The sequence below is a fragment of the Enterobacter sp. N18-03635 genome (genome assembly GCF_004006055.1).
Taxonomy (GTDB): Bacteria; Pseudomonadota; Gammaproteobacteria; order Enterobacterales; family Enterobacteriaceae; genus Enterobacter; species Enterobacter vonholyi.
In genome coordinates, this window is sequence record NZ_CP034769.1 from 2,255,966 (window position 1) to 2,274,922 (window position 18,957).

Annotated in this window: 16 protein-coding genes; 7 read left to right on the top strand and 9 right to left on the bottom strand. The window is 58.0% G+C overall.

The window, feature by feature from the left end; genetic code table 11:
- Positions 1 to 2: 2 nt before the first annotated feature.
- Positions 3 to 341, bottom strand: a complete 339-nt coding sequence (cusF, locus tag ELK40_RS11505; protein WP_127730911.1) for a cation efflux system protein CusF — start codon at positions 339 to 341, stop codon at positions 3 to 5.
- Between the two features lie 28 nt (positions 342 to 369).
- Positions 370 to 1,755, bottom strand: a complete 1,386-nt coding sequence (locus ELK40_RS11510) for an efflux transporter outer membrane subunit (RefSeq protein WP_127730914.1) — start codon at positions 1,753 to 1,755, stop codon at positions 370 to 372.
- A gap of 162 nt (positions 1,756 to 1,917) precedes the next feature.
- Here ELK40_RS11510 and ELK40_RS11515 point away from each other — a divergent pair, with 162 nt between their 5' ends.
- Together ELK40_RS11515 and ELK40_RS11520 are read left to right on the top strand one after the other, a co-directional pair.
- The gene (locus ELK40_RS11515; protein WP_127730916.1) at positions 1,918 to 2,601 is read left to right on the top strand and encodes a copper/silver response regulator transcription factor; all 684 of its coding nucleotides are present in this window, start codon (positions 1,918 to 1,920) and stop codon (positions 2,599 to 2,601) included.
- Positions 2,591 to 4,045: a Cu(+)/Ag(+) sensor histidine kinase gene (locus tag ELK40_RS11520; protein ID WP_127730918.1), complete on the top strand. Its 1,455-nt coding sequence runs from the start codon at positions 2,591 to 2,593 to the stop codon at positions 4,043 to 4,045. The genes ELK40_RS11515 and ELK40_RS11520 overlap by 11 nt, the downstream gene beginning before the upstream one ends.
- Before the next feature lie 4 nt (positions 4,046 to 4,049).
- Here the strand turns inward: ELK40_RS11520 and ELK40_RS11525 are convergent, their stop codons facing one another.
- Complete coding sequence (locus tag ELK40_RS11525) at positions 4,050 to 4,955, bottom strand: LysR family transcriptional regulator (RefSeq protein ID WP_127730920.1); 906 nt, start codon at positions 4,953 to 4,955, stop codon at positions 4,050 to 4,052.
- A gap of 117 nt (positions 4,956 to 5,072) precedes the next feature.
- Between ELK40_RS11525 and ELK40_RS11530 the strand changes: the two genes are divergently transcribed.
- Entirely contained in the window at positions 5,073 to 6,488 is a 1,416-nt protein-coding gene (locus tag ELK40_RS11530; RefSeq protein ID WP_127730923.1) for an MFS transporter, read from the top strand.
- Between the two features lie 31 nt (positions 6,489 to 6,519).
- On the opposite strand, the gene ELK40_RS11535 is transcribed toward ELK40_RS11530, so the two are convergent.
- From ELK40_RS11535 to ELK40_RS11545, 3 genes are read right to left on the bottom strand one after another with little or no spacing between them, the layout of a single operon-like run.
- On the bottom strand, positions 6,520 to 7,515 hold the full coding sequence (locus ELK40_RS11535) for a DUF2891 domain-containing protein (protein ID WP_127730926.1): 996 nt from the start codon (positions 7,513 to 7,515) through the stop codon (positions 6,520 to 6,522).
- 9 nt (positions 7,516 to 7,524) lie between these two features.
- Positions 7,525 to 8,511 (bottom strand): DUF979 domain-containing protein, encoded by a 987-nt coding sequence (locus ELK40_RS11540; protein WP_127730929.1) that lies wholly within the window; start codon positions 8,509 to 8,511, stop codon positions 7,525 to 7,527.
- Complete coding sequence (locus ELK40_RS11545; protein WP_023327494.1) at positions 8,508 to 9,230, bottom strand: DUF969 domain-containing protein; 723 nt, start codon at positions 9,228 to 9,230, stop codon at positions 8,508 to 8,510. Before ELK40_RS11545 ends, ELK40_RS11540 begins: the two co-directional genes overlap by 4 nt.
- 200 nt (positions 9,231 to 9,430) lie before the next feature.
- Here ELK40_RS11545 and ELK40_RS11550 point away from each other — a divergent pair, with 200 nt between their 5' ends.
- The gene (locus ELK40_RS11550; RefSeq protein ID WP_127730931.1) at positions 9,431 to 9,976 is read left to right on the top strand and encodes a winged helix DNA-binding protein; all 546 of its coding nucleotides are present in this window, start codon (positions 9,431 to 9,433) and stop codon (positions 9,974 to 9,976) included.
- Here ELK40_RS11550 and glgX read toward each other — a convergent pair whose 3' ends face one another.
- From glgX to treZ, 3 genes are read right to left on the bottom strand one after another with little or no spacing between them, the layout of a single operon-like run.
- A complete protein-coding gene (glgX, locus tag ELK40_RS11555; protein ID WP_127730933.1) occupies positions 9,977 to 12,052 on the bottom strand; it encodes a glycogen debranching protein GlgX in 2,076 nt (691 codons plus the stop codon).
- Positions 12,053 to 12,067: 15 nt separating this feature from the next.
- Complete coding sequence (gene treY / locus ELK40_RS11560; protein ID WP_127730935.1) at positions 12,068 to 14,536, bottom strand: malto-oligosyltrehalose synthase; 2,469 nt, start codon at positions 14,534 to 14,536, stop codon at positions 12,068 to 12,070.
- A complete protein-coding gene (gene treZ, locus ELK40_RS11565; RefSeq protein ID WP_127730937.1) occupies positions 14,533 to 16,320 on the bottom strand; it encodes a malto-oligosyltrehalose trehalohydrolase in 1,788 nt (595 codons plus the stop codon). Before treZ ends, treY begins: the two co-directional genes overlap by 4 nt.
- A gap of 132 nt (positions 16,321 to 16,452) precedes the next feature.
- Between treZ and ELK40_RS11570 the strand changes: the two genes are divergently transcribed.
- The 3 genes from ELK40_RS11570 (at position 16,453) to ELK40_RS11580 (ending at position 18,957) form a co-directional block, all read left to right on the top strand.
- On the top strand, positions 16,453 to 16,980 hold the full coding sequence (locus ELK40_RS11570; RefSeq protein WP_041909946.1) for a GNAT family N-acetyltransferase: 528 nt from the start codon (positions 16,453 to 16,455) through the stop codon (positions 16,978 to 16,980).
- Between the two features lie 90 nt (positions 16,981 to 17,070).
- Positions 17,071 to 17,829 (top strand): 5'-nucleotidase, lipoprotein e(P4) family, encoded by a 759-nt coding sequence (locus tag ELK40_RS11575; RefSeq protein ID WP_127730939.1) that lies wholly within the window; start codon positions 17,071 to 17,073, stop codon positions 17,827 to 17,829.
- A 141-nt stretch (positions 17,830 to 17,970) separates the two neighbouring features.
- Complete coding sequence (locus ELK40_RS11580) at positions 17,971 to 18,957, top strand: MBL fold metallo-hydrolase (protein ID WP_127730941.1); 987 nt, start codon at positions 17,971 to 17,973, stop codon at positions 18,955 to 18,957.

Consider the following 18,957-nt stretch of genomic DNA (forward strand, 5'->3'; position numbering starts at 1 on the left):
CGCTATTTAATGCTCTTTAGTAAAGAGATATTGCCCTGCTGAACAAATGAAAAATCAACGTGACTGCCGACCTTTAAGGCGTTGATGCTCTCGTCAGCCTGAATAAAGGTGAAACGCATGGTCATCGCGGGCCAGCCAATTTCCGGGATGGCTTCATGAGAAATCGTCACTTTTTTGTTCGTCAGATCAATGTCCTTCACGATGCCGGTCGCGGTGATGAGCTGCTCTGAGGTCGCTTCGCTGGTAGAGTTCATCCCCTCGTGCTGATGAACCTCAGCCTGGAGACTGGCAGAAAACATAATAATTGCACCAAATACAAGAGCCTTAAGAGAATTGCGCATGCTTATTTTCCTGTTTAATTAAATGAGGTTATTCGACCCAACCGCCGCCCAGCGCGGTGAAGAGATTAATTTCATTAACCTGTCGGGCATAAATAAGGTCGAGAATATTTTGCTGTGTAGCGAAAAGAGAACGTTCCGCGTCCAGAACTTCGATATAGCTGACTGCACCGCTGGAATATAACCCTCCTGCACGTTGAAGAGTAATGCGGAGGGAATCAAGGTACCGCTGCTGCGCAGCAAGCTGCTGGTTGATGCTGTCCCGCAGCGCGAGCGCGTCGGCAACCTGTTTGAATGCGGCCTGTATTTTTTGTTCGTAATTAATAACCGACTGCTGCTGGCGAATTTCGGCCAGCTTCAGGTTTGCCTTATTCCTGCCCGCATTAAAAATGGGAATGTCTATTTTAGGGATAAAATTCCACATCCCGCTGCCCGTGGTAAACAGGCTGGATAATTCCGTACTGCCAGTTGAAAGCCCGCTGGTTAATGATATTGACGGGAAAAAGGCGGCACGCACGGCGCCGATATTCGCATCGGCCGCTTTAAGCTGATACTCCGCTTCCAAAATGTCCGGGCGCTGCAGCAGTATCGCTGAGGAGAGATGAGGCGGCAGTTTTACCGGCGCAACGTCGCTGGCGTTCATGCCGCTCTCGCCCGGGAGCGCGCGATACGTGCCGAGGACCAGCTGCAGGGCATTATTGGCCTGCGCCAGCTCTCCCTCTCTTTTGGCAATCTCTGCCTGCGTGCTTTCGATCTGTCCCCGGGCCTGTTCCAGCGCCAGCACGTTCGTACTGCCCGTCACCAGCTGTTGCTCAACGAACGCATAAGACTGCCGGTAATTTTTCAGTGTATCCCGCGCGATACGCAGCTGTTTAAACGCCAGCTGCTGGTTGAAATAGCTCTGTGAAACGTTAGAGACGAGCAGGATATGCACCGCGCGACGGGCCTCTTCGCTGGCGAAATAGTTTTGTCGGCCGGCCTCGCTCATGTTCTTCAGCTTGCCGAAGAAGTCGAGTTCATAGATAAGCTCAAAACCCGCGTCGTACTGCTGCGCGGTCGGTTTGTCACTTTTCAACCCACCGCTGTAGGTGATACCCGAGGAGGCATTCAGCTGCGGATAACGATCCGCATCCGTCACGCTGAACTGCGCCCGTGCCTCTTCAACCTTCAGAGCGGCCATTTTTACATCGCGATTATTGTTCAGCGCTTCCGTAATCAGCCCGGCTACCTGCGGGTCGACGAAAAAGTTGCGCCAGCCGGTGTCCTGATACCCCACCATCGCGGACGTCAGGCCGTTGCGCGAAAGTGAAAACTGCTGGGGTACCGGTGATGCCGGGCGCTGGTATTCGGGGGCCAGCGAGACGCAGCCCGCCAGGATAAATACCGTACTGATGCTGAGTCGTTTTAACAGGAACATAGCGGTTCAAATGAAGTCCAGAGTATTTTTAGGGCTACTCTACTGAACGCTTCCTGTTTGACGGGTGACGGGATAATGACAATGTTGTCATTTTTAACGTAAGTCATTGTGAACGGTTGCGGGCTCCATAGAATGTCATCAGCAGCCAGTCAGGGGAGCAAGATGAAAATACTGATCGTTGAAGATGAAATGAAAACCGGTGAGTACCTCAGCAAGGGGCTCACTGAAGCGGGGTTTGTCGTGGACCACGCTGTTAATGGCCTCAACGGCTACCATCTCGCCATGACCGCTGAATACGATCTGCTGATTCTGGATATCATGCTGCCCGATGTGAACGGCTGGGACATTGTCCGCATGCTCCGCTCTGCCGGTAAAGGGATGCCCATACTGCTTCTGACGGCTCTCGGTACGATTGAACATCGGGTTAAGGGGCTGGAGCTGGGCGCGGATGACTATCTGATTAAGCCTTTCGCCTTTGCCGAGCTGCTCGCCCGGGTCAGGACGCTGTTGAGGCGCGGAAATACGGTGATCGCGGAAAGCCAGCTTCAGGCGGCTGACCTGACGGTTGACCTTGTTTCGAGAAAGGTCAGCCGTGCCGGAAGCCGCATCCTGTTAACCAGCAAAGAGTTCAGCCTGCTGGAGTTTTTCATGCGCCATCAGGGGGAAGTATTGCCCCGCTCCCTGATTGCCTCCCAGGTATGGGACATGAACTTTGACAGCGACACGAACGCGATTGACGTTGCGGTAAAGCGGCTGCGCGCAAAGATCGATAATGACTTTGAACCGAAGCTGATCCAGACGGTGCGCGGCGTGGGCTATATGCTGGAGGTGCCGGATGCGCGTTAAGCCCCTCCGACGCCCGTTCTCGCTTGCGCTGCGGCTGACCTTTTTTATCAGCCTCTCCACGATACTGGCCTTTTTCGCCTTTACCTGGTTTATGCTGCATTCCGTCGAGAAGCACTTCGCCGAGCAGGATATCAGCGACCTGCAGCAAATCAGCACCGCGATGCACCGCATCCTGCAGTCACCGGCCGATCCTGACCAAAAGAAAATCAGCAAGATCAAAGAGTCGATCGCCAGCTACCGCAACGTGGCCGTCCTGCTTCTGGATCCGCAGGGCAATACTCTGTTCAGCTCGGCGCAAGGAGCGGCACTGCGCCCAGCGATGAACACGGCGAACTTTAGCGAACACCGTCGTGCACAGGATGTGTTTCTCTGGACGGTAGAAGACCCGGCCAACCCCATGCACGCCGGGTCCGACATGAAAATGGAAACGTACCGGATTATCGCCTCCTCAGGCACGGCGACGCTGCAGGGCAAAACGCAGGGCTACGTGATGCTGATCGGGCTCTCCATTAATTTTCATCTGCACTACCTTGAGGCGCTGAAAAAAAACCTTCTGGCGATTGCCGCCGTTATCAGCCTGCTGATTATTCTTGTCATCCGCATCGCCGTGCGCCAGGGACATTTGCCCCTGCGTAACGTCAGTAACGCCATTAAAAACATCACCTCCGAAAATCTTGACGCGCGGCTGGAGCCGTCCCGCGTCCCCGTTGAGCTGGAGCAGCTGGTCATCTCCTTCAACCAGATGATCGAAAAGATTGAAGATGTTTTTACCCGTCAGGCTAACTTTTCCGCCGACATCGCTCACGAAATCAGAACCCCCATCACCAACCTGGTGACGCAAACGGAGATCGCGCTGAGTCAGAACCGCACTCCGAAGGAGCTGGAAGATGTGTTGTACTCCAGCCTCGAAGAGTACAACCGGATGACCCGCATGGTCAGCGACATGCTGTTCCTGGCACAGGCCGATAATAATCAGCTCATCCCGGATCGAGTGATGTTTGATTTAAGCGCCGAGGTCATGAAGGTGTTTGATTTCTTCGAAGCCTGGGCGGAAGAACGCCACATCGGGCTGAAATTTAACGGGATGCCCTGCCTGATAGAAGGCGATCCGCAGATGTTCAGAAGAGCCATCAATAATCTGCTCTCCAACGCCCTGCGCTATACGCCGGAAGGGAAAACGGTAACGGTCTCCATCAGAACACAGGATAACGACGTTGAGCTGGTGACAGAAAACCCCGGTACGCCGATCCCGCAGGCGCATCTGTCGAAGCTGTTTGACCGTTTTTATCGCGTCGATCCGTCCAGGCAGCGTAAAGGCGAAGGCAGCGGCATTGGGCTTGCCATCGTGAAGTCCATCGTCACGGCGCACCACGGAAAAGTCCGCGTGGAATCGGATGCGGTGTCGACGCGCTTCATCCTCACCGTGCCGGGAAAGGTTGCCTGAGCGCTCAGCGCACGGAACGGCACACCTCCAGCACTTTCTCTCTGAGCCACCGGTGCGCCGGGTCCTGCTCCATGCGCGGGTGCCACATCTGTGACACCGTGATGGTCCTGGTCTTAAAGGGCAGTTCAAAGACGTGTACGCGCTCGGTCATCGCCTGATTGAGCAGGTACAACGCAGGCACCATGGCAATCAGATCGGAGGCCAGCGCCACGGATAACGCCGTCGGAAAGCCGGGCACCACGCTGGCGATCTTGCGTTTCATCCCCCGTTCTGCCAGCGCGTCATCGACAGACCCATGCAACGATCCGTTCGGAGAGGCCACCACATGGCCCCAGGCGATATAATCGTCAAGGCTGACATCATGCCGTAATGACAGCGGATGCCCCTTGCGCACCGCGCCAACAAACCGATCCTGAAAGAGCCTTTGCAGCCGTATTTCAGGCCCCATATTGTTCTGCACGCCAATCTCCAGATCGACAAGCCCCTCGCGCAAATAGCGCGACGTTTTTTCAGGTTTCGGCGAAAAACGAATACAGACGTCGGGCGCCACCTCCGCCACCGCCGCAATAAGTAGTGGCCCAAATGCCACCACAAAACCGTCGTTGGCCCGGATGGTGAACAACCGTTCGAGATTTTCCACCTTCAGCGTGTCGGTGGAGGGCTGCAGAACCGCCCTTGCCTCGTAGACGGCGCTTCTGGCGCGGTCCCGGGTGGCTTCGGCCCAGGGCGTCAGCACCATATGACGTCCGGCCCGCACCAGGATCGGATCGCCGGTCACCTCCCGCAGCCGGCTCAAGGTGCGGCTCATGGCGGAGGTGCTCAGGCTTAAACGTCGCGCCGCGCCCGCCACGCTGGCTTCTGCCAGCAAAACGTCGAGCGCAACCAGAAGGTTAAAATCAGGATCGGACACGGTTGCTCCTCAGATATGGCGTTATGTGCAATGATTAAGTGCAAATGCTGCGTCTTCCGCCCTGTATACCGCATGATTATAGTTTCGTCATCACGATTCTTATCCGGAGTAACGACGATGACGCTATTTTCAAACCTGCCCGGCGATGAAGGTTTACCCGGGCATGAACGCGCCCGGGTCCTGGCCGCCGTTATGACCACCACGCTGATGGGCGTCTTTGACGGCACCATGATCAACATCGCGCTCCCCTCTATGGCAAGGGCGATGCAGGTCCCCGCGAACGTTGCGGTCTGGTTCGCCAACGGCTATCTGCTGTCAGCGGCGATGACGTTGGCCATCTTCGCGGCGCTGGCGGCGCGCGTGGGCTATCGCCCGATCTTTCTGACCGGGCTTGCCGCCTTTACGCTCACCTCGCTCGGCTGCGCGCTGGCAACAACGCCGGAAATGTTAACCGGGATGCGGATCCTGCAGGGCATCGGCGGGGCGGCGACCCTGAGTATCGCCCCGGCGATCCTGCGTTCGGTTTTTCCTGGCCGACTGCTTGGCCGCATTCTGGGGCTGCACGCCCTGCTTATCGCCTCCAGCACGGCGATTGCTCCTGTGCTCGGAGGAACAATACTGGACGCCCTGAGCTGGCAATGGCTGTTCGCCATTAACCTCATTCCGGGCAGCATCGCCCTGATGCTGGCATGGCGGGCCTTACCGCGGGAATCGGCCGTGGACCGAACTCCCTTTGACGCGCCGGGCGCCGTGCTCTCCGCCGTCCTGTTAGGTTCCGCGATCATGCTGGCCGACAGCCTTCAGCACGTGGCGCAACAGATTAGCGCGCAGGCCATCTTCTGGGGCGTTCTCGCGCTGGTCAGCGCCTTCGCCTTTACCTGGCGGATTCGGCGTGCGCAACATCCGTTACTGCCGCCGGTGATGTTCAGAAACGGGCGCTTCACCCTCGCCGCGCTGACCTCGCTGGCCTCGTTTGTGAGCCAGGGGATCACGTTTGTCGCGCTGCCGTTCCTGTTTCAGAGCGTATATGGCTACAGCCCGGTGGTGTCGGCGCTGCTGTTTACCCCGTGGCCAATTGGCATCGTACTGATCGCGCCGCACGCGGGTCGCTGGGCGGATACCATTTCCGCGCCGCTGATCTCGACCCTCGGGCTGATCGTGTTTGTTGGTGGGTTGGTCCTGCTGGCGATGTTGCCGGCAAATCCTTCCGTATGGAATATCTGCCTGCGCAGCCTGGTTTGTGGGATTGGGTTTGGCTGCTTCCAGAGTCCCAATAACCGGGAAATGCTCTCTAACGTGGCGCGGGAATATGCCAGCTATGCCTCTGGCGTGCTTTCTATCGTCAGGACATTCGGCCAGTGTCTCGGTGCCGCCGCGGTGGGGGTGCTGCTGGCTGTGACGACAGGGTCAGATCATCAAACGCTTGATGACCGGGCCGTGCATCTGGCGCTGTGGATTGCGGTGATTGCCTCAACGGGATCGGTCTTATTTAGCCTGAGCAGGCTGCGCCCTGCGGTTCGGGCATCGGCTTAACAGGCTGCGCCTCACGGCGCAGCGCGTTTATTTACTCCAGCGCCAGTAGCGCAAAGCTCGCCAGCCAGTGCCCGCCGCTGTAGTGGCTGCCAACCACATGCTCAACGCTTGCGGCCAGATGTTTCGTCACCGCCTCGCGCAGCGCCTGCTGCGCCGGATGGTTTGCGGGAAGCGCTTTAGCAATATGCTTCATGCACCAGGCGCGGCTGAGGTTTAATCCGTCCAGATGGGCAATTTTCGGGTCGGTGCGATCGCTCACTTCCGCCGGATTCATCAGCGCCGTAACGGCACCCACCTCCGGCAGAAACGCGTCAAACCAGGCCGGGAAGTCTTCAGACACTTTGCTCATCAGCAGCGCCTCCGTCAGCGCGCCGGAAATATACTCGTCTCCGCCGGGCTCATAATGAGCCGGATAGCGCGTGTCGGCGAGATAAAACCGCTCCGCCGCTGCCACAATCGCCTGTTCAAGCGCCTTGTCTCCCACTGCGCGACCGTAATCGAGCGCCAGCGCGAGGGCAAACGCGGTGTTGTAGTGCGTCCCGACGCGGATCGGATAGGTGAGCTTGCCGAGGTAATCCACCAGCCGGTTGCGAATGTCCTGAGTTAACGGCTCCAGCATCTGATACCAGCCCGCGGCCTGCGGCAGCGACGACTGTTTCAGCTCCTGGGCCAGCGCAAGTAGCCAGCCGTAGCCATACGGCCGCTCAAACGAGGCGCGGAACGGCGCGGTAAAATAGGCGAGCTCCTTCGCCACGTTCTCTTCGGTTATGTGCTCGTCAAAAAGCGCGACGATCGCGTCCCGGCAAGGTAATTCTGGATAGAGCCGCACGCAGCGCAGCAGCAGCCAGTAGCCGTGCACCGCCGAGTGCCAGTCAAAACAGCCGTAGAAAATGGGATGCAGCTCGCGCGGCGGCAGAACGTCACCATCATCATTCAGCAGGTGCATGATGTGGTTCGGGTATTCCTGGCGCAAATAGGTCAAAGGCATGCGGGCAAACGCGTCGGCCTGATCTTGCGTTAATTCCATGACAGCTCCTTAGCGAAACACGAGGAAATACATTAAGAACACGTTCACCACCAGAAGGGTTAACGCGGTCGGGATCTGGATCTTGATCACCTGATATTTGTCCTTCAGCTCCAGCAGCGCGGCGGGAACGATATTGAAGTTCGCGGCCATCGGCGTCATCAGCGTGCCGCAATAGCCCGCGTACATGCCAATCGCCAGCAGCGGCGCCGGGTTGCCGTGATGCACGTTGATGAGAAACGGCAAGGCGATACCGGCACTTAACACCGGGAATGCCGCAAAGGCGTTACCCATGATCATGGTAAACAGCGCCATACCCACGCAGTAAATGACCACCAGCATGAAGCGGCTATCCGGGTTCACAAACAGGCTCACCACCTTCTGCACCGAGTCGCCGGTGTTGGCCACCACGAACACGCCGCCGAGCATGGCCAGCATCTGCGGCAGGATCACCGCCCAGCCGATGGTATCGACAAGACGACGAGACTGACGAACGGCATGCAGCGGCGTGCCTTTGGTCAGCCACCAGCCGGTGAGGATCGCCGCGACGCAGGCCACGCACAGCGCCGCCAGGGTCAGCTGTTTCTGATCGAGCAGAAACACGCCGCCGATCGAAACGCCCTTCAGGAATAACGTGCCCAGCACCGTCACCACCGGGATCATCAGCGCGGGCAGGAACAGCCAGTTTTTAAGCCGGTTTGACGACGCGACGCGCTCCTCCTCGGTCGACATTTTATAGTGTCCTTTCCCGACGAGGCCAAAACCCGCCAGCAGCGCGATAACGATAACGCCGCTGCCGATTATCCGGTACGCCAGCGATTTCCCCAGCTCCTGAACCATCAGATCGCCAAACAGAAAGATCCCGCCAAACAAGAACCAGAACAGCGCGGTGGTAAAACGCTTTGGATTAGCGCGATCGCGCAGGGTCATCACAACCAGCAGCATCACGACAAAGCCAATCAGGTAGTAAACGCGGTTAATGGTGATAAGCGTCATCATTGCGCAGCCTCCTGCGTACCCTGCTCTGCACGCCAGGCCATTACGTCGCGGCGGATGCTTGCATCGAGGCGCAGCAGGCGCGTCATATGAATAACTAATGCCGCAATGGCGGTTGGAATGGCCCACAGGCCGATATGCAGCGGTTCAATGCCCTGAATACCATTTTCTTTCAGGAACGCGTCGATCAGCAGCACCGCCCCGAAGGCAATAAAGATATCTTCCCCAAAGAAGACCGCGATGTTGTCGCACGCGGCGGCGTGGGCTTTGATTTTGTCGCGAATGTGCTGCGGCAGCTCGCCATATTCGTTCAGCGCCGCCCCTTCGGCCATCGGCGCCAGCAGCGGGCGCACCGTCTGGGCATGACCGCCCAGCGACATCAGGCCCAGCGCGGCGGTGCCTTCCCGCGCGACAAAATAGAGCATCAGAATACGCGCCGAGGTGGCGCTGGCGATCTTCGCCACCCAGGCCTGGGCGCGCTCTTTAAGCCCGTAATATTCCAGCAGACCAATTACCGGCAGGATCAGGATGAAGGTGGCCAGCGATCGGCTATTGACGAACTTCTCGCCAAAGGTCTCCAGCAGCATGCCGAAATCCATGCCGACCAGCAGACCCGTCGCCAGCCCCGCCACCACGACCACCAGCAGCGGGTTGAAGCGCAGTGCAAAACCAATAACCACGATCGGTATCCCGATCAGCGGCAGCAGCGTAGTACCGTCCATAACGTTTACCCTATCGAAAGTGAGCGTTGCGCGCCGACGGCTATTTTTTTAATTTGCGGCGAGCGATGTTGTGTTTTGTTGGCAGGCTTCGCAAAACCTGCGCTAAAAAGCTATATCTGAACCTCAAAAACATGTAAACAAATTATCAATAAAATGTTCTTATTTTATCGATGAGTTTACATTTCTGGCTAAGGAACGTTATGACCTCAGAAAAGAGTGCTTCACCCGATCGCGACGATATCAACGATGGCCGGATCGTCTCTTCCCGCCATCTGGTATCCGAGCGCTGCGCGGAGTTATCAGAGCTGGAATATGCGCTGATCATGACCAGCAACGCGTTTAACAAATGGATGGTGCGCTGCATGACGGCTGCCGGCGAGCCCGATATGGGCGCCTTTGACGTTTCGCTGCTGCATCACGTGAACCACCGCAACCGCAAGAAAAAGCTGGCCGATATCTGCTTCGTCCTCAACGTGGAAGATACCCACGTGGTGACCTATGCCCTGAAAAAACTGGTCAAAGCCGGCTACGTGACGAGCGAGAAAGCGGGCAAAGAGCTCTTTTTCTCTACCACCGAGGAAGGGAAAGCGCTGTGCATGAAATACCGGGACGTGCGGGAAGCGTGCCTGATTGCGATCCACGCGGAGAGCGGCATTGCCGGGAAGTCGATTGGCGAGACCGCGCAGCTGTTACGCACGATCTCCTCCCTGTATGACACCGCCGCACGGGCGGCGGCGTCACTGTAACTAAGGACGGCGGAACAGCGTAATGCTCCGTCCGGCCAGCGCGTACTCAACGGTTTCGGTGATCGCTGTCCCGGTGGCGGCGTCATCCGCCGTAGACAGCTCCAGCACCCATCCCCCTTCGCCAAACTGCGGGATCTGGAACGGCACGGTGCCTTCAAACGGATTGAACAGCATCAGCACGTCGTGCCAGATGCCGTCCTCCTGCTGAAGATCCGGCCTGCTGATGGAGACCCCGAGCGTCGAGCCTTCATCCCACTGCTCGGCCTGCTGTGGGCCACCCCCGGCATTGAACCAGCGGATCTCCAGCCCGTCGCGCCAGCTTTCACGGCGCAGCAGCGGCTGTTGCGCGCGAAGGGCAATGAGACGACGGGTAAACTCGCGCAGCGCAGCGTCGTTTTCGGAGAGCCCCTTCCAGTCGATCCACGAGATCTCACTGTCCTGACAGTAGCCGTTGTTGTTCCCCTTCTGCGTACGGCCAAACTCGTCCCCCGCCAGCAGCATCGGCGTGCCGTGGGAGAACAGCAGCGTGGTCAGGAAATTACGTTTCTGCCGCTCCCGGGTAGCAATGATATCCGGGTTCTCGGTTGGCCCTTCCTCGCCGTAGTTGTACGAGCGGTTATCGTTATGCCCGTCGTTATTGTCCTCGCCGTTGTCGGCGTTGTGCTTCTCGTTGTACGACACCAGGTCATTCAGCGTAAAGCCGTCGTGGGCGGTGATAAAATTGACGCTGGCCCACGGGCGACGTCCGCGCAGATCGTACAGATCGCCAGAACCGAGCAGGCGCGCGGCAAAGTCTGTGGAGACATTGTCCCCCTTCCAGTACTCGCGAACGGTGTCGCGGTATTTGTCGTTCCACTCCCCCCAGCCCGGCGGGAAACCGCCGACCTGATACCCGCCGGGGCCGATATCCCAGGGTTCACCAATCAGCTTCAGACGGGATAACACCGGATCCTGGGTCATGGCGTCAAAAAAACCGCCGCGCGGGTCAAACCCTTCGGGCTCGCGGCCCAGGATCGTCCCAAGGTCGAAGCGAAAACCGTCGATGTGCATCGATTCCGCCCAGTAGCGCAGGGAATCCATCACCATCTGCAGCACGCGCGGGTGCGAGGTGTTGACCGTGTTTCCGGTCCCGGTGTCGTTGATGTAGTACCGGTGCTGGTCCGGGAGCGTGCGGTAATAGCTGTAGTTATCAATCCCCTTAAACGAGAGCGTGGGGCCAAGCTCGTTCCCTTCCGCCGTGTGGTTGTACACCACGTCCAGAATGACCTCGATGCCCGCGTCATGATAGGCGCGCACCATATCGCGAAAGCCCTGGATCCCCGCCGGGCCGTAGTAGCGTGACGCAGGGGCAAAAAAGCCCAGCGTGTTATAGCCCCAGAAGTTCTTCAGGCCGCGGTCGAGCAGGTGCTGATCGTCCGGAAACCAGTGAACCGGCAGCAGCTCCACCGAGGTAATGCCGAGGCTTTTGATATAGTCGACCGAGGCTTTGTGCCCCATCCCCTCAAACGTGCCCCGCAGCTCGGGCGGAATGGCCGGGTTCATCTGGGTAAACCCTTTCACGTGGCTTTCATAGACAACGGTATGCGGCCAGGGCACGTTCGGCCGGCTGTTGTCCTGCCAGTCAAAGGCATTCGGGTCGATGACCCTGCATTTCGGCGTAAACGGCGCGCTGTCGCGCGTATCAAAACTGAGGTCCAGTTCATCATGCCCCAGCTCATAGCCGAAATGGGCGTCGTTCCAGTCGATATCGCCAACCATTTCGCGGGCGTAAGGGTCGATAAGCAGCTTATGCGGGTTGAAGCGATGACCATTTTCCGGGTCGTAGGGGCCGTAGACGCGATAGCCGTACAGCGCACCCGGCTTCAGATCGGGCACATAGCCGTGCCAGACCTCATGGGTATACTCCGGCAGCTCCAGCCGGGCGATTTCCGTTTTCCCGGACGGGTCAAACAGACAGAGCTCCACCCGTTCAGCGTGAGCGGAGAACAGCGCGAAGTTGACCCCTTTCCCGTCATAATTCGCACCCAACTGCTGGCCATGACCGGCCCGAATTTCAAACGTAGTATCCTTTGCCATTTTCGTTCTCCACGATTATTCGCAGGTAAGCAGAACCAGTACACATCCCTTTTCTGACGTTAAATCCAGCGTCTCTTGCAGAATGCGGCTCTCACCGCTGAACAGATCCCGATAGCGTTTCCCCGTCAGCTCCTCGGGTATCGCCACCGTGGTATTGACCCACAGCTGATGATTATCGGTGACATCAAAAACCAGACGCGGCACGGCAACAATCAGCGCCTCGTCGTCCTTAACGCGCGCGTAGACAATCAGGTTATCTTCGTGCTCGCCGCTGACCTTAAGCGGCAGCCAGTCGCCGTAGCGGAAAAGCGCGTCGTAGTGCGGTCGAAGCCGCAGCAGCGTGGCGGTAACAAACTGCTTCACCCTGCCGTCCCGCCAGCATGCCGGGTTGTCAAACACCCCGGCATCCGCCGCGCTGAGGCTCTGCACCAGGGCCGGAAAGTCCGGCTCCCGTCGGTTATCCGGGTCAACGAGGCTAAAGTTAAGCGCCTCGCTGCCCTGATAGATATCCGGCACGCCGGGCGCCGTCAGCTTGATCACCGTCTGGCTGAGGCTGTTCATTAACCCGGCGCGGATAAAGGGCTGCATCGCCTCGCTGAAATCATGCAGGAACGGGCTGTTGTCCGGCGAAAGCAGGTGCCGCGCGTAGCTCAACACCACGCTCTCATAGCTCTCGTTGCTGTCGATCCAGTCGGTGCGCTGTTTCGCCTCGCGCAGCGCTTTTTCGAGGAAGCCGAGGAAGCGTTCTTGCAGTGATTTCAGCCCGTCGGCGTCGTCCGGTGACAGCGTGGCGGGCCAGACGCCTGCCAGCGCCTGGTAGATCATCCACGTATCGGCGGCGTTCGGCGCGGTACCGTCATTGAGAAAACGCACCTGGGTCTGGTTCATCTGCCGCCAGCGGGCAAGGTTGTCGCCCCACCGCTCCGGGGCTTCCGTCAGGGTGTAAAGGCGTGCGCGGGCATCCTCCCCGCGCTTGGTATCGTGCGTGGAGGTGCCCAGCAGCGCATCGGGCTGACGGGCCAGACGAATGCGCATTTCCTGGTGGAAGCGGGATAATGAAAACGCGCGCGGCGTCGGGTCGGCGCCCACTTCGTTGAGCGCAAGCTCGAGGTTGTGGCGAAAGAAGAGCGTGTCTTCAACGGACTTCGCCATCAGCGGCCCGGTAAGCTGCTGGAAGCGGGTCCTGAAAAGCGCGGCGCTCTCGCGGCAATCTTCCGGCAGATCGCCGGTAAGAATGCGCACGATCAGGCTGAGCGCCGCTTCCGACGTCTCCACGCTGGCGACCACGCGGTTAAGCAGCGCCACGTCCGGCGGGGTTAATCCTTCCCGGGTGCCGTAGGTGCGGTAGACCGGAAACGCAATAAGCAGTTCGCGCAGCGCGTGACGGATTTCCTCGCGCGGCAGCGCAACCTCATTGCGACGGGCCAGATCCTCAGCAATGTTTAGCAGCGTGGTGAATTCACCCTCAAAATTGCGATCGGCCATCAGGCCTTTGGCATCGCGCAGTTCCGCATGGCGATCGACCGTGATGCCCAGCGTCTCGTCGTGGATTTTCTCCAGACGCCCCAGGCTACTGTCGTCAACCAGCACTTCCGCCAGCGAGGCGATAAACTCGTAGCCGGTGGTGCCGGATACCGGCCAGTCAGCGGGGAGCTGTTCCCCTTTGGCGAGAATTTTTTCGACCGTGATGTAGCAGTCGGGCCCGGCCGCCTGCCGCAGGCGCTGCAGATAGCCCAGCGGATCCGCCAGACCGTCGACATGGTCAATGCGCAGACCATCCACCACGCCCGCGTGGACCAGCTCAAGGATCAGCCGGTGCGTATCGTCGAAGACTACGTCATCTTCAACCCGAACGCCGACCAGCCCGGTTATCTCAAAGAAGCGCCGCCATGAGAGCTGCTTCGGCGCCTCCCGCCAGGACATCAGCCGCCAGCTTTGCGCGTTGTGCAGTTCGGCAATGCTCTTCTCCTCGCTGTAGGTACCCGGGTTGAGCGGATACTCGGCGTCGTAGTAGACCAGCGCGGCCTTTTTCGTGACAGTGTCACGTTTTAGGGTGATAGCTCCCTTCTCCAGCTCCGCCTCAAAGGTATCGCCAAGAAACGGCAGCGTAAGCGGTCGTGACCCGTCGATATCAAAATAGCGAAAATAGCGGCTTTGCTGGCCGTATTCAATCACGTCCCGCCACCAGAGGTTTTCCAGCGAGGTGGACATATGGTTCGGGACAATGTCCAGAATCAGCCCCATACCGGCCTGCTTAAGCGCCGCGGCCAAACGGTCAAACCCGTCTCGCCCGCCGATCGCGGGGTCGATTTCATTCGGGTTGGTCACGTCATAGCCGTGGGTAGACCCCGTCGTGGCAGTGAATACGGGCGACGCGTAAAGGTGGCTGATGCCGAGGTCCTTCATGTACGGCACCAGCGCCACAACGCGGTCAAAGGTCATGCCGTTACGGAACTGAATTCGGTACGTGGCGGAAGGGATCATAACGATGCTTCTCCATCAGCAAAGCGAACGACAATACCGTTCGGGGGTAAAACGTCAGTGACCTCCGGCGAGGCAAAACGCGTCTCCCCCGCCATAGCGGGCAGCGCGACGGGCTTAATGCCGATATTAAGCGCCAGTGAGAGCGTCCCCGACGGAAAGCGCCAGCACACCGCCACCATGCCGGGCGCGGTCTTGAGCACATGGCCCTCAACGGCACCGCGCGAATGCAGAAGCGGAACGATATGGCGATGACGCAGCGTCAGCAGGTGGCGCGTGTAGCGCACCCACGTTTTGCCCTCGTCGGTGGCGATTTTGTTCCAGTCGAGCTTTGAGCGAACGAAGGTGTTCACGTCGTTCGGATCCGGGACGGCTTCATCGTGTCCGGCGTGGCCGGTAAACTCTTTCGCGCGCCCTTCCCGCACCGCCTTTGCCAGTTCGCCGTGAAAGTCGGTGAAGAACAGGAACGGATGCGTTTCACCAAACTCCTCGCCCATAAACAGCAGCGGGATATGCGGGGAGAGCAGCAGCGCGGCAAGCAGCACCCGCGTCTTGTCGGCACCCGCGAGGGAGATAAGCCGCTCGCCCTGGGCGCGATTGCCTGTCTGATCGTGGTTTTGAATAAAATCGACGAAGAACTGCGGCGGCTGCGTGCGGCACTCCACCCCGCGAGATTCTCCGGTTTGCAGAGACACCTCGCCCTGGTAGACAAACCCTTCCGCCAGCGCCCGGGCGAACTTCTTCTCAGGCTCAAAGGCAAAATCCTGGTAATACGCGTGGGTCTCGCCGGTGGCAAATACGTGGGCAGCGTTGTGAAAATCATCGTTCCACTCGCCGGTAAACAGCGGCGCGTTGCCCTGTTCATCGCGCGGATGCAGGAAAATCACGTTGCGGCTGTCTTCCGTGGTCAGGTGAACGTGACGGTGCGGAATGGTCTCGCGGATCCGGGTGGCAATCTCCTCGAGAACATGGGTGTCCGAGCCGTCCTTAATCTGGTCGATGGCATCAAAGCGCAGCCCGTCCAGACGGTATTCCGTCAGCCAGTAGAGCGGCGCGTCGGTGATGTACTGCCTGACCGGCTCGCGCTCGTAGGCGATGCCGTTACCCCACGGCGTCATCCGCTGTGCATCAAAAAACGCGGGCGACAGCAGAGGCAGATAGTTTCCTTCGGGCCCAAAGTGGTTGAGCACGATATCCAGCACCACGGAAAGCCCCAGCCCGTGCGCGGCGTCGATAAACGCGTGGAAATCCTCCGGCGTGCCGTACGCTGAGTGTGGGGCATACAGCAGCACGCCGTCATATCCCCAGCCGCGGGAACCGCCAAACTGGGAGACGGGCATCACTTCAAGCTGGGTAATCCCGAGTTCTGCCAGATACGGCAGCTTGTCGATGGCCGCCCGGAAGGTGCCCTCCGGGGTAAAGGTGCCGATGTGCAGTTCGTAAATGACCGTCTCTTCCCACGGACGCCCTGCCCAGTCGCGGTTGACCGGCTGGTAACGTCGGGGATCGATCACCACCGAGGGGCCGTTAACGTCGCCCTTTTGCGCCCGCGAGGCGGGATCGGGCACCGCCATGCCGTCCTGAAGAACAAACTGATATTCTGCACCGTGCGTGACGCCGGGGACGTCTGCCTGGAACCAGCCGCCGCCTGTTGCCGTCATCGGCACGTCGGTGGCGGCAAGACGTAGCGTAAGTTCTTTCTGTCCTTCTGCCCAGACGCGAAAACGTACAACGTCATCGGAAATAAACTCAGCACCCCACTGCTTTTGAAATGTCCTGAATTCCATTCATTGTCCTCGAATGACCCACATTTTACGCGGAACGAAGTACAAGCTTAGTTCAGGATTAAAAGTGCGTGAGCTCAGCGGATTTAACCGCTTCGTCTATTCTTTATGAAATAACTCACTAACGGGAATACTATGCAGATTCGAAAAGGATTAAATACGGACCTCGTCCGTCTTGAATGTTGTGACTTTTCTTTCACCATTAGCCACATTGCGCGAGAGCCGTTTATCCACTGTGATTTGCATATCGAAGCCGTCGCAGAACCGTGGATAAAAACCTACGAACTCGACATTCAAACCCTTGAAAACCACTGCGTTAATCCGGACGCCATATTTCTTGTGGCGGAAACGGATGACGGTGAATTAGCCGGATTTATTACCGCGTCAATCGGCTGGAATAAGTTTATTTCAGTGGATTATATTGCCGTCGATCGCACCAGACGCAGAACCGGCGCCGCGCAAAAATTAATGGCCGCCGCGCACGTGTGGGCCCGCAGCGTAAACGCGCCGGGATTACGGCTTGAAACACAAAATGTGAACGTCTCTGCCTGTCTGTTTTACCGTAATTACGGATTTACCCTGGGCGGATACGACCGTTATCTCTACAACGCTTTACCAGAAAAGGACGAGGTTGCCCTCTTCTGGTATTACATGCTGGTCTAGCGGAAACACATTGCCACATCGCGGTCATATTTCTGTCACTGAATTTCCTTACGCTTTCGGGATTTTAACCAGGGTGTTGAGGAAAAAAGCGTGAATTCAATGGCTAAGGCATTACTGCTGGCATTACCGGTTTTGAGTGCAGCGGCAACCGCGACGGCTGCCGGGCGCGACCTGTGCGAACCGAAAGCGTACGAAATGGCGCTGCGCTATCAGCAGAAATCGGCAGAGATTATGGCCCTTCAGCTGCAAACCTATCGGTTTGCCACCGAGCGTTTCAACGAAAAGTTAAAGGATCTGAAAACGCCCGAAAACTACGCCGTGGTAATGGATCTGGATGAAACGGTGCTGGATAACACCCCTCTGCTGGTGCGCGACACGGAGCAGTGTCACGACTATACGAAATGGGACACCTGGAGCGACTGGGAAAAACAGGGAAAACCCGGCTTAATTCCCGGCGCGAAAGCGTTTCTTGACCACGTGAATCAAAGCAAGGTCCGTATCTATTATGTCTCGGACCGTATGCAGGAAAATAAAGCCGATACGCTCAGGACGTTAAAAGCCCTGGGACTTCCGCAGGTGTCCGATGAAAGCGTGCTTCTGGACACGGTCAGCAAGGAAGAGCGCCGCCAGAGCATCCTCAAAAAGCAGCAGATCGTGATGCTGTTCGGCGACAGCCTGCCGGACTTCGCCGTGCAGTTTAAAAATAAAAAGCCGAGCGAACAGCAGCGTGAGCTGGTTGAAGCCAGCGCCGAACACTTCGGCAACGACTGGATTGTGCTGCCTAATGCCGCTTATGGCTCCTGGTCCAAAGCCACGCCGGACAGCTGGAACGCGCCGCTGAAAAAATAATGTCTACGGGCCGGGAAAGCTATCGCGCGCCTTCCCGGCCCTTCGGTTTCCTATCCATCCCGTTTATAGGTCCTATCATTTCTGGGCAGGTTCTTATAATTTTACGGAGCAGTAAGATGAGCACTTTCAAAGGAGACTCGTATGCTTACCGTGAAAAAACTTGCTCTTTCCACGCTGATTTCCAGTTCACTGCTTTTTTACCCTGCGCTCCAGGCCTCGGCGGAGACGCCCCAGCACGTCGTTAAACAACCGGCGGGCGGTTACAGCGTGCAGGTCGGCGACGTTCTGGTCACCTCGTTTACCGACGGGACCGTCGCGCAGGATCTGCACAAGCTGCTGCGCCGGACAACGCCGCAAAACATTGATGCGCTGCTCGCGAAAAACTTTCAGACCAACCCGGCTGAGGTCTCCATCAACGCTTTTCTGATTGCGATACCCGGACATAAAATCCTGGTGGATACCGGCTCGGGCCAGCTCTTTGGCCCTGATACCGGCGGACGTCTGGTTGAAAGCCTCGCCACGCAGGGGATAAAACCCGAGGACATTACTGAAGTCCTGCTGACCCACGCCCACTCCGATCATGCCGGTGGTCTGGTGAAGGATGGCAAGGTGGTGTTCAGCAACGCGCGCGTTTTCGTTGGCAAACCGGATATCGACTTTTTCTTTAACGACGACAATCAGAAGAAAACCGGCTACGGCAAGAACTACTTTGACGTCGCGCAGAAGACCTTAAAACCCTATCTGGATGCGGGAAAAGTGGTGCCGTTTAGCGGCACATCGGAGATTCTACCGGGGCTGACCGGCACGGTTCATCCCGGCCACACGCCGGGCTCAGCCTTCTACACGCTGACGAGCAAAGGCGAGAAGATCACCTTTGTCGGCGACATCATTCATGCCGCGGCGGTTCAGTTTCCGCAGCCTGCGGTGACCATCACCTACGATGAAGATGAGTACAAAGCGGCAAGCGTTCGCGAGCATGCGTTCGCTGACTTTGTGAAAAACAAGGACCTGGTTGCCGCCCCGCACCTGACTTTCCCGGGCATCGGCTATGTGACGAAAGGCGAGAAAGGGGGCTATGCCTGGGTCCCTGTGACCTATACCAACCGTGACGCCAGCAGCGCGAAATAA

Excerpts from the sequence above, each read along its gene's own strand:
- ELK40_RS11570 (WP_041909946.1), top strand. The coding sequence starts at position 16,453 with ATGCAGATTCGAAAAGGATTAAATACGGACCTCGTCCGTCTTGAATGT.
- glgX (WP_127730933.1), bottom strand. The coding sequence starts at position 12,052 with ATGGCAAAGGATACTACGTTTGAAATTCGGGCCGGTCATGGCCAGCAG.
- ELK40_RS11535 (WP_127730926.1), bottom strand. The coding sequence starts at position 7,515 with ATGGAATTAACGCAAGATCAGGCCGACGCGTTTGCCCGCATGCCTTTG.
- treY (WP_127730935.1), bottom strand. The coding sequence starts at position 14,536 with ATGATCCCTTCCGCCACGTACCGAATTCAGTTCCGTAACGGCATGACC.
- treZ (WP_127730937.1), bottom strand. The coding sequence starts at position 16,320 with ATGGAATTCAGGACATTTCAAAAGCAGTGGGGTGCTGAGTTTATTTCC.
- cusF (WP_127730911.1), bottom strand. The coding sequence starts at position 341 with ATGCGCAATTCTCTTAAGGCTCTTGTATTTGGTGCAATTATTATGTTT.
- ELK40_RS11515 (WP_127730916.1), top strand. The coding sequence starts at position 1,918 with ATGAAAATACTGATCGTTGAAGATGAAATGAAAACCGGTGAGTACCTC.
- ELK40_RS11540 (WP_127730929.1), bottom strand. The coding sequence starts at position 8,511 with ATGATGACGCTTATCACCATTAACCGCGTTTACTACCTGATTGGCTTT.
- ELK40_RS11510 (WP_127730914.1), bottom strand. The coding sequence starts at position 1,755 with ATGTTCCTGTTAAAACGACTCAGCATCAGTACGGTATTTATCCTGGCG.
- ELK40_RS11530 (WP_127730923.1), top strand. The coding sequence starts at position 5,073 with ATGACGCTATTTTCAAACCTGCCCGGCGATGAAGGTTTACCCGGGCAT.
- ELK40_RS11550 (WP_127730931.1), top strand. The coding sequence starts at position 9,431 with ATGACCTCAGAAAAGAGTGCTTCACCCGATCGCGACGATATCAACGAT.
- ELK40_RS11520 (WP_127730918.1), top strand. The coding sequence starts at position 2,591 with ATGCGCGTTAAGCCCCTCCGACGCCCGTTCTCGCTTGCGCTGCGGCTG.
- ELK40_RS11545 (WP_023327494.1), bottom strand. The coding sequence starts at position 9,230 with ATGGACGGTACTACGCTGCTGCCGCTGATCGGGATACCGATCGTGGTT.
- ELK40_RS11580 (WP_127730941.1), top strand. The coding sequence starts at position 17,971 with ATGCTTACCGTGAAAAAACTTGCTCTTTCCACGCTGATTTCCAGTTCA.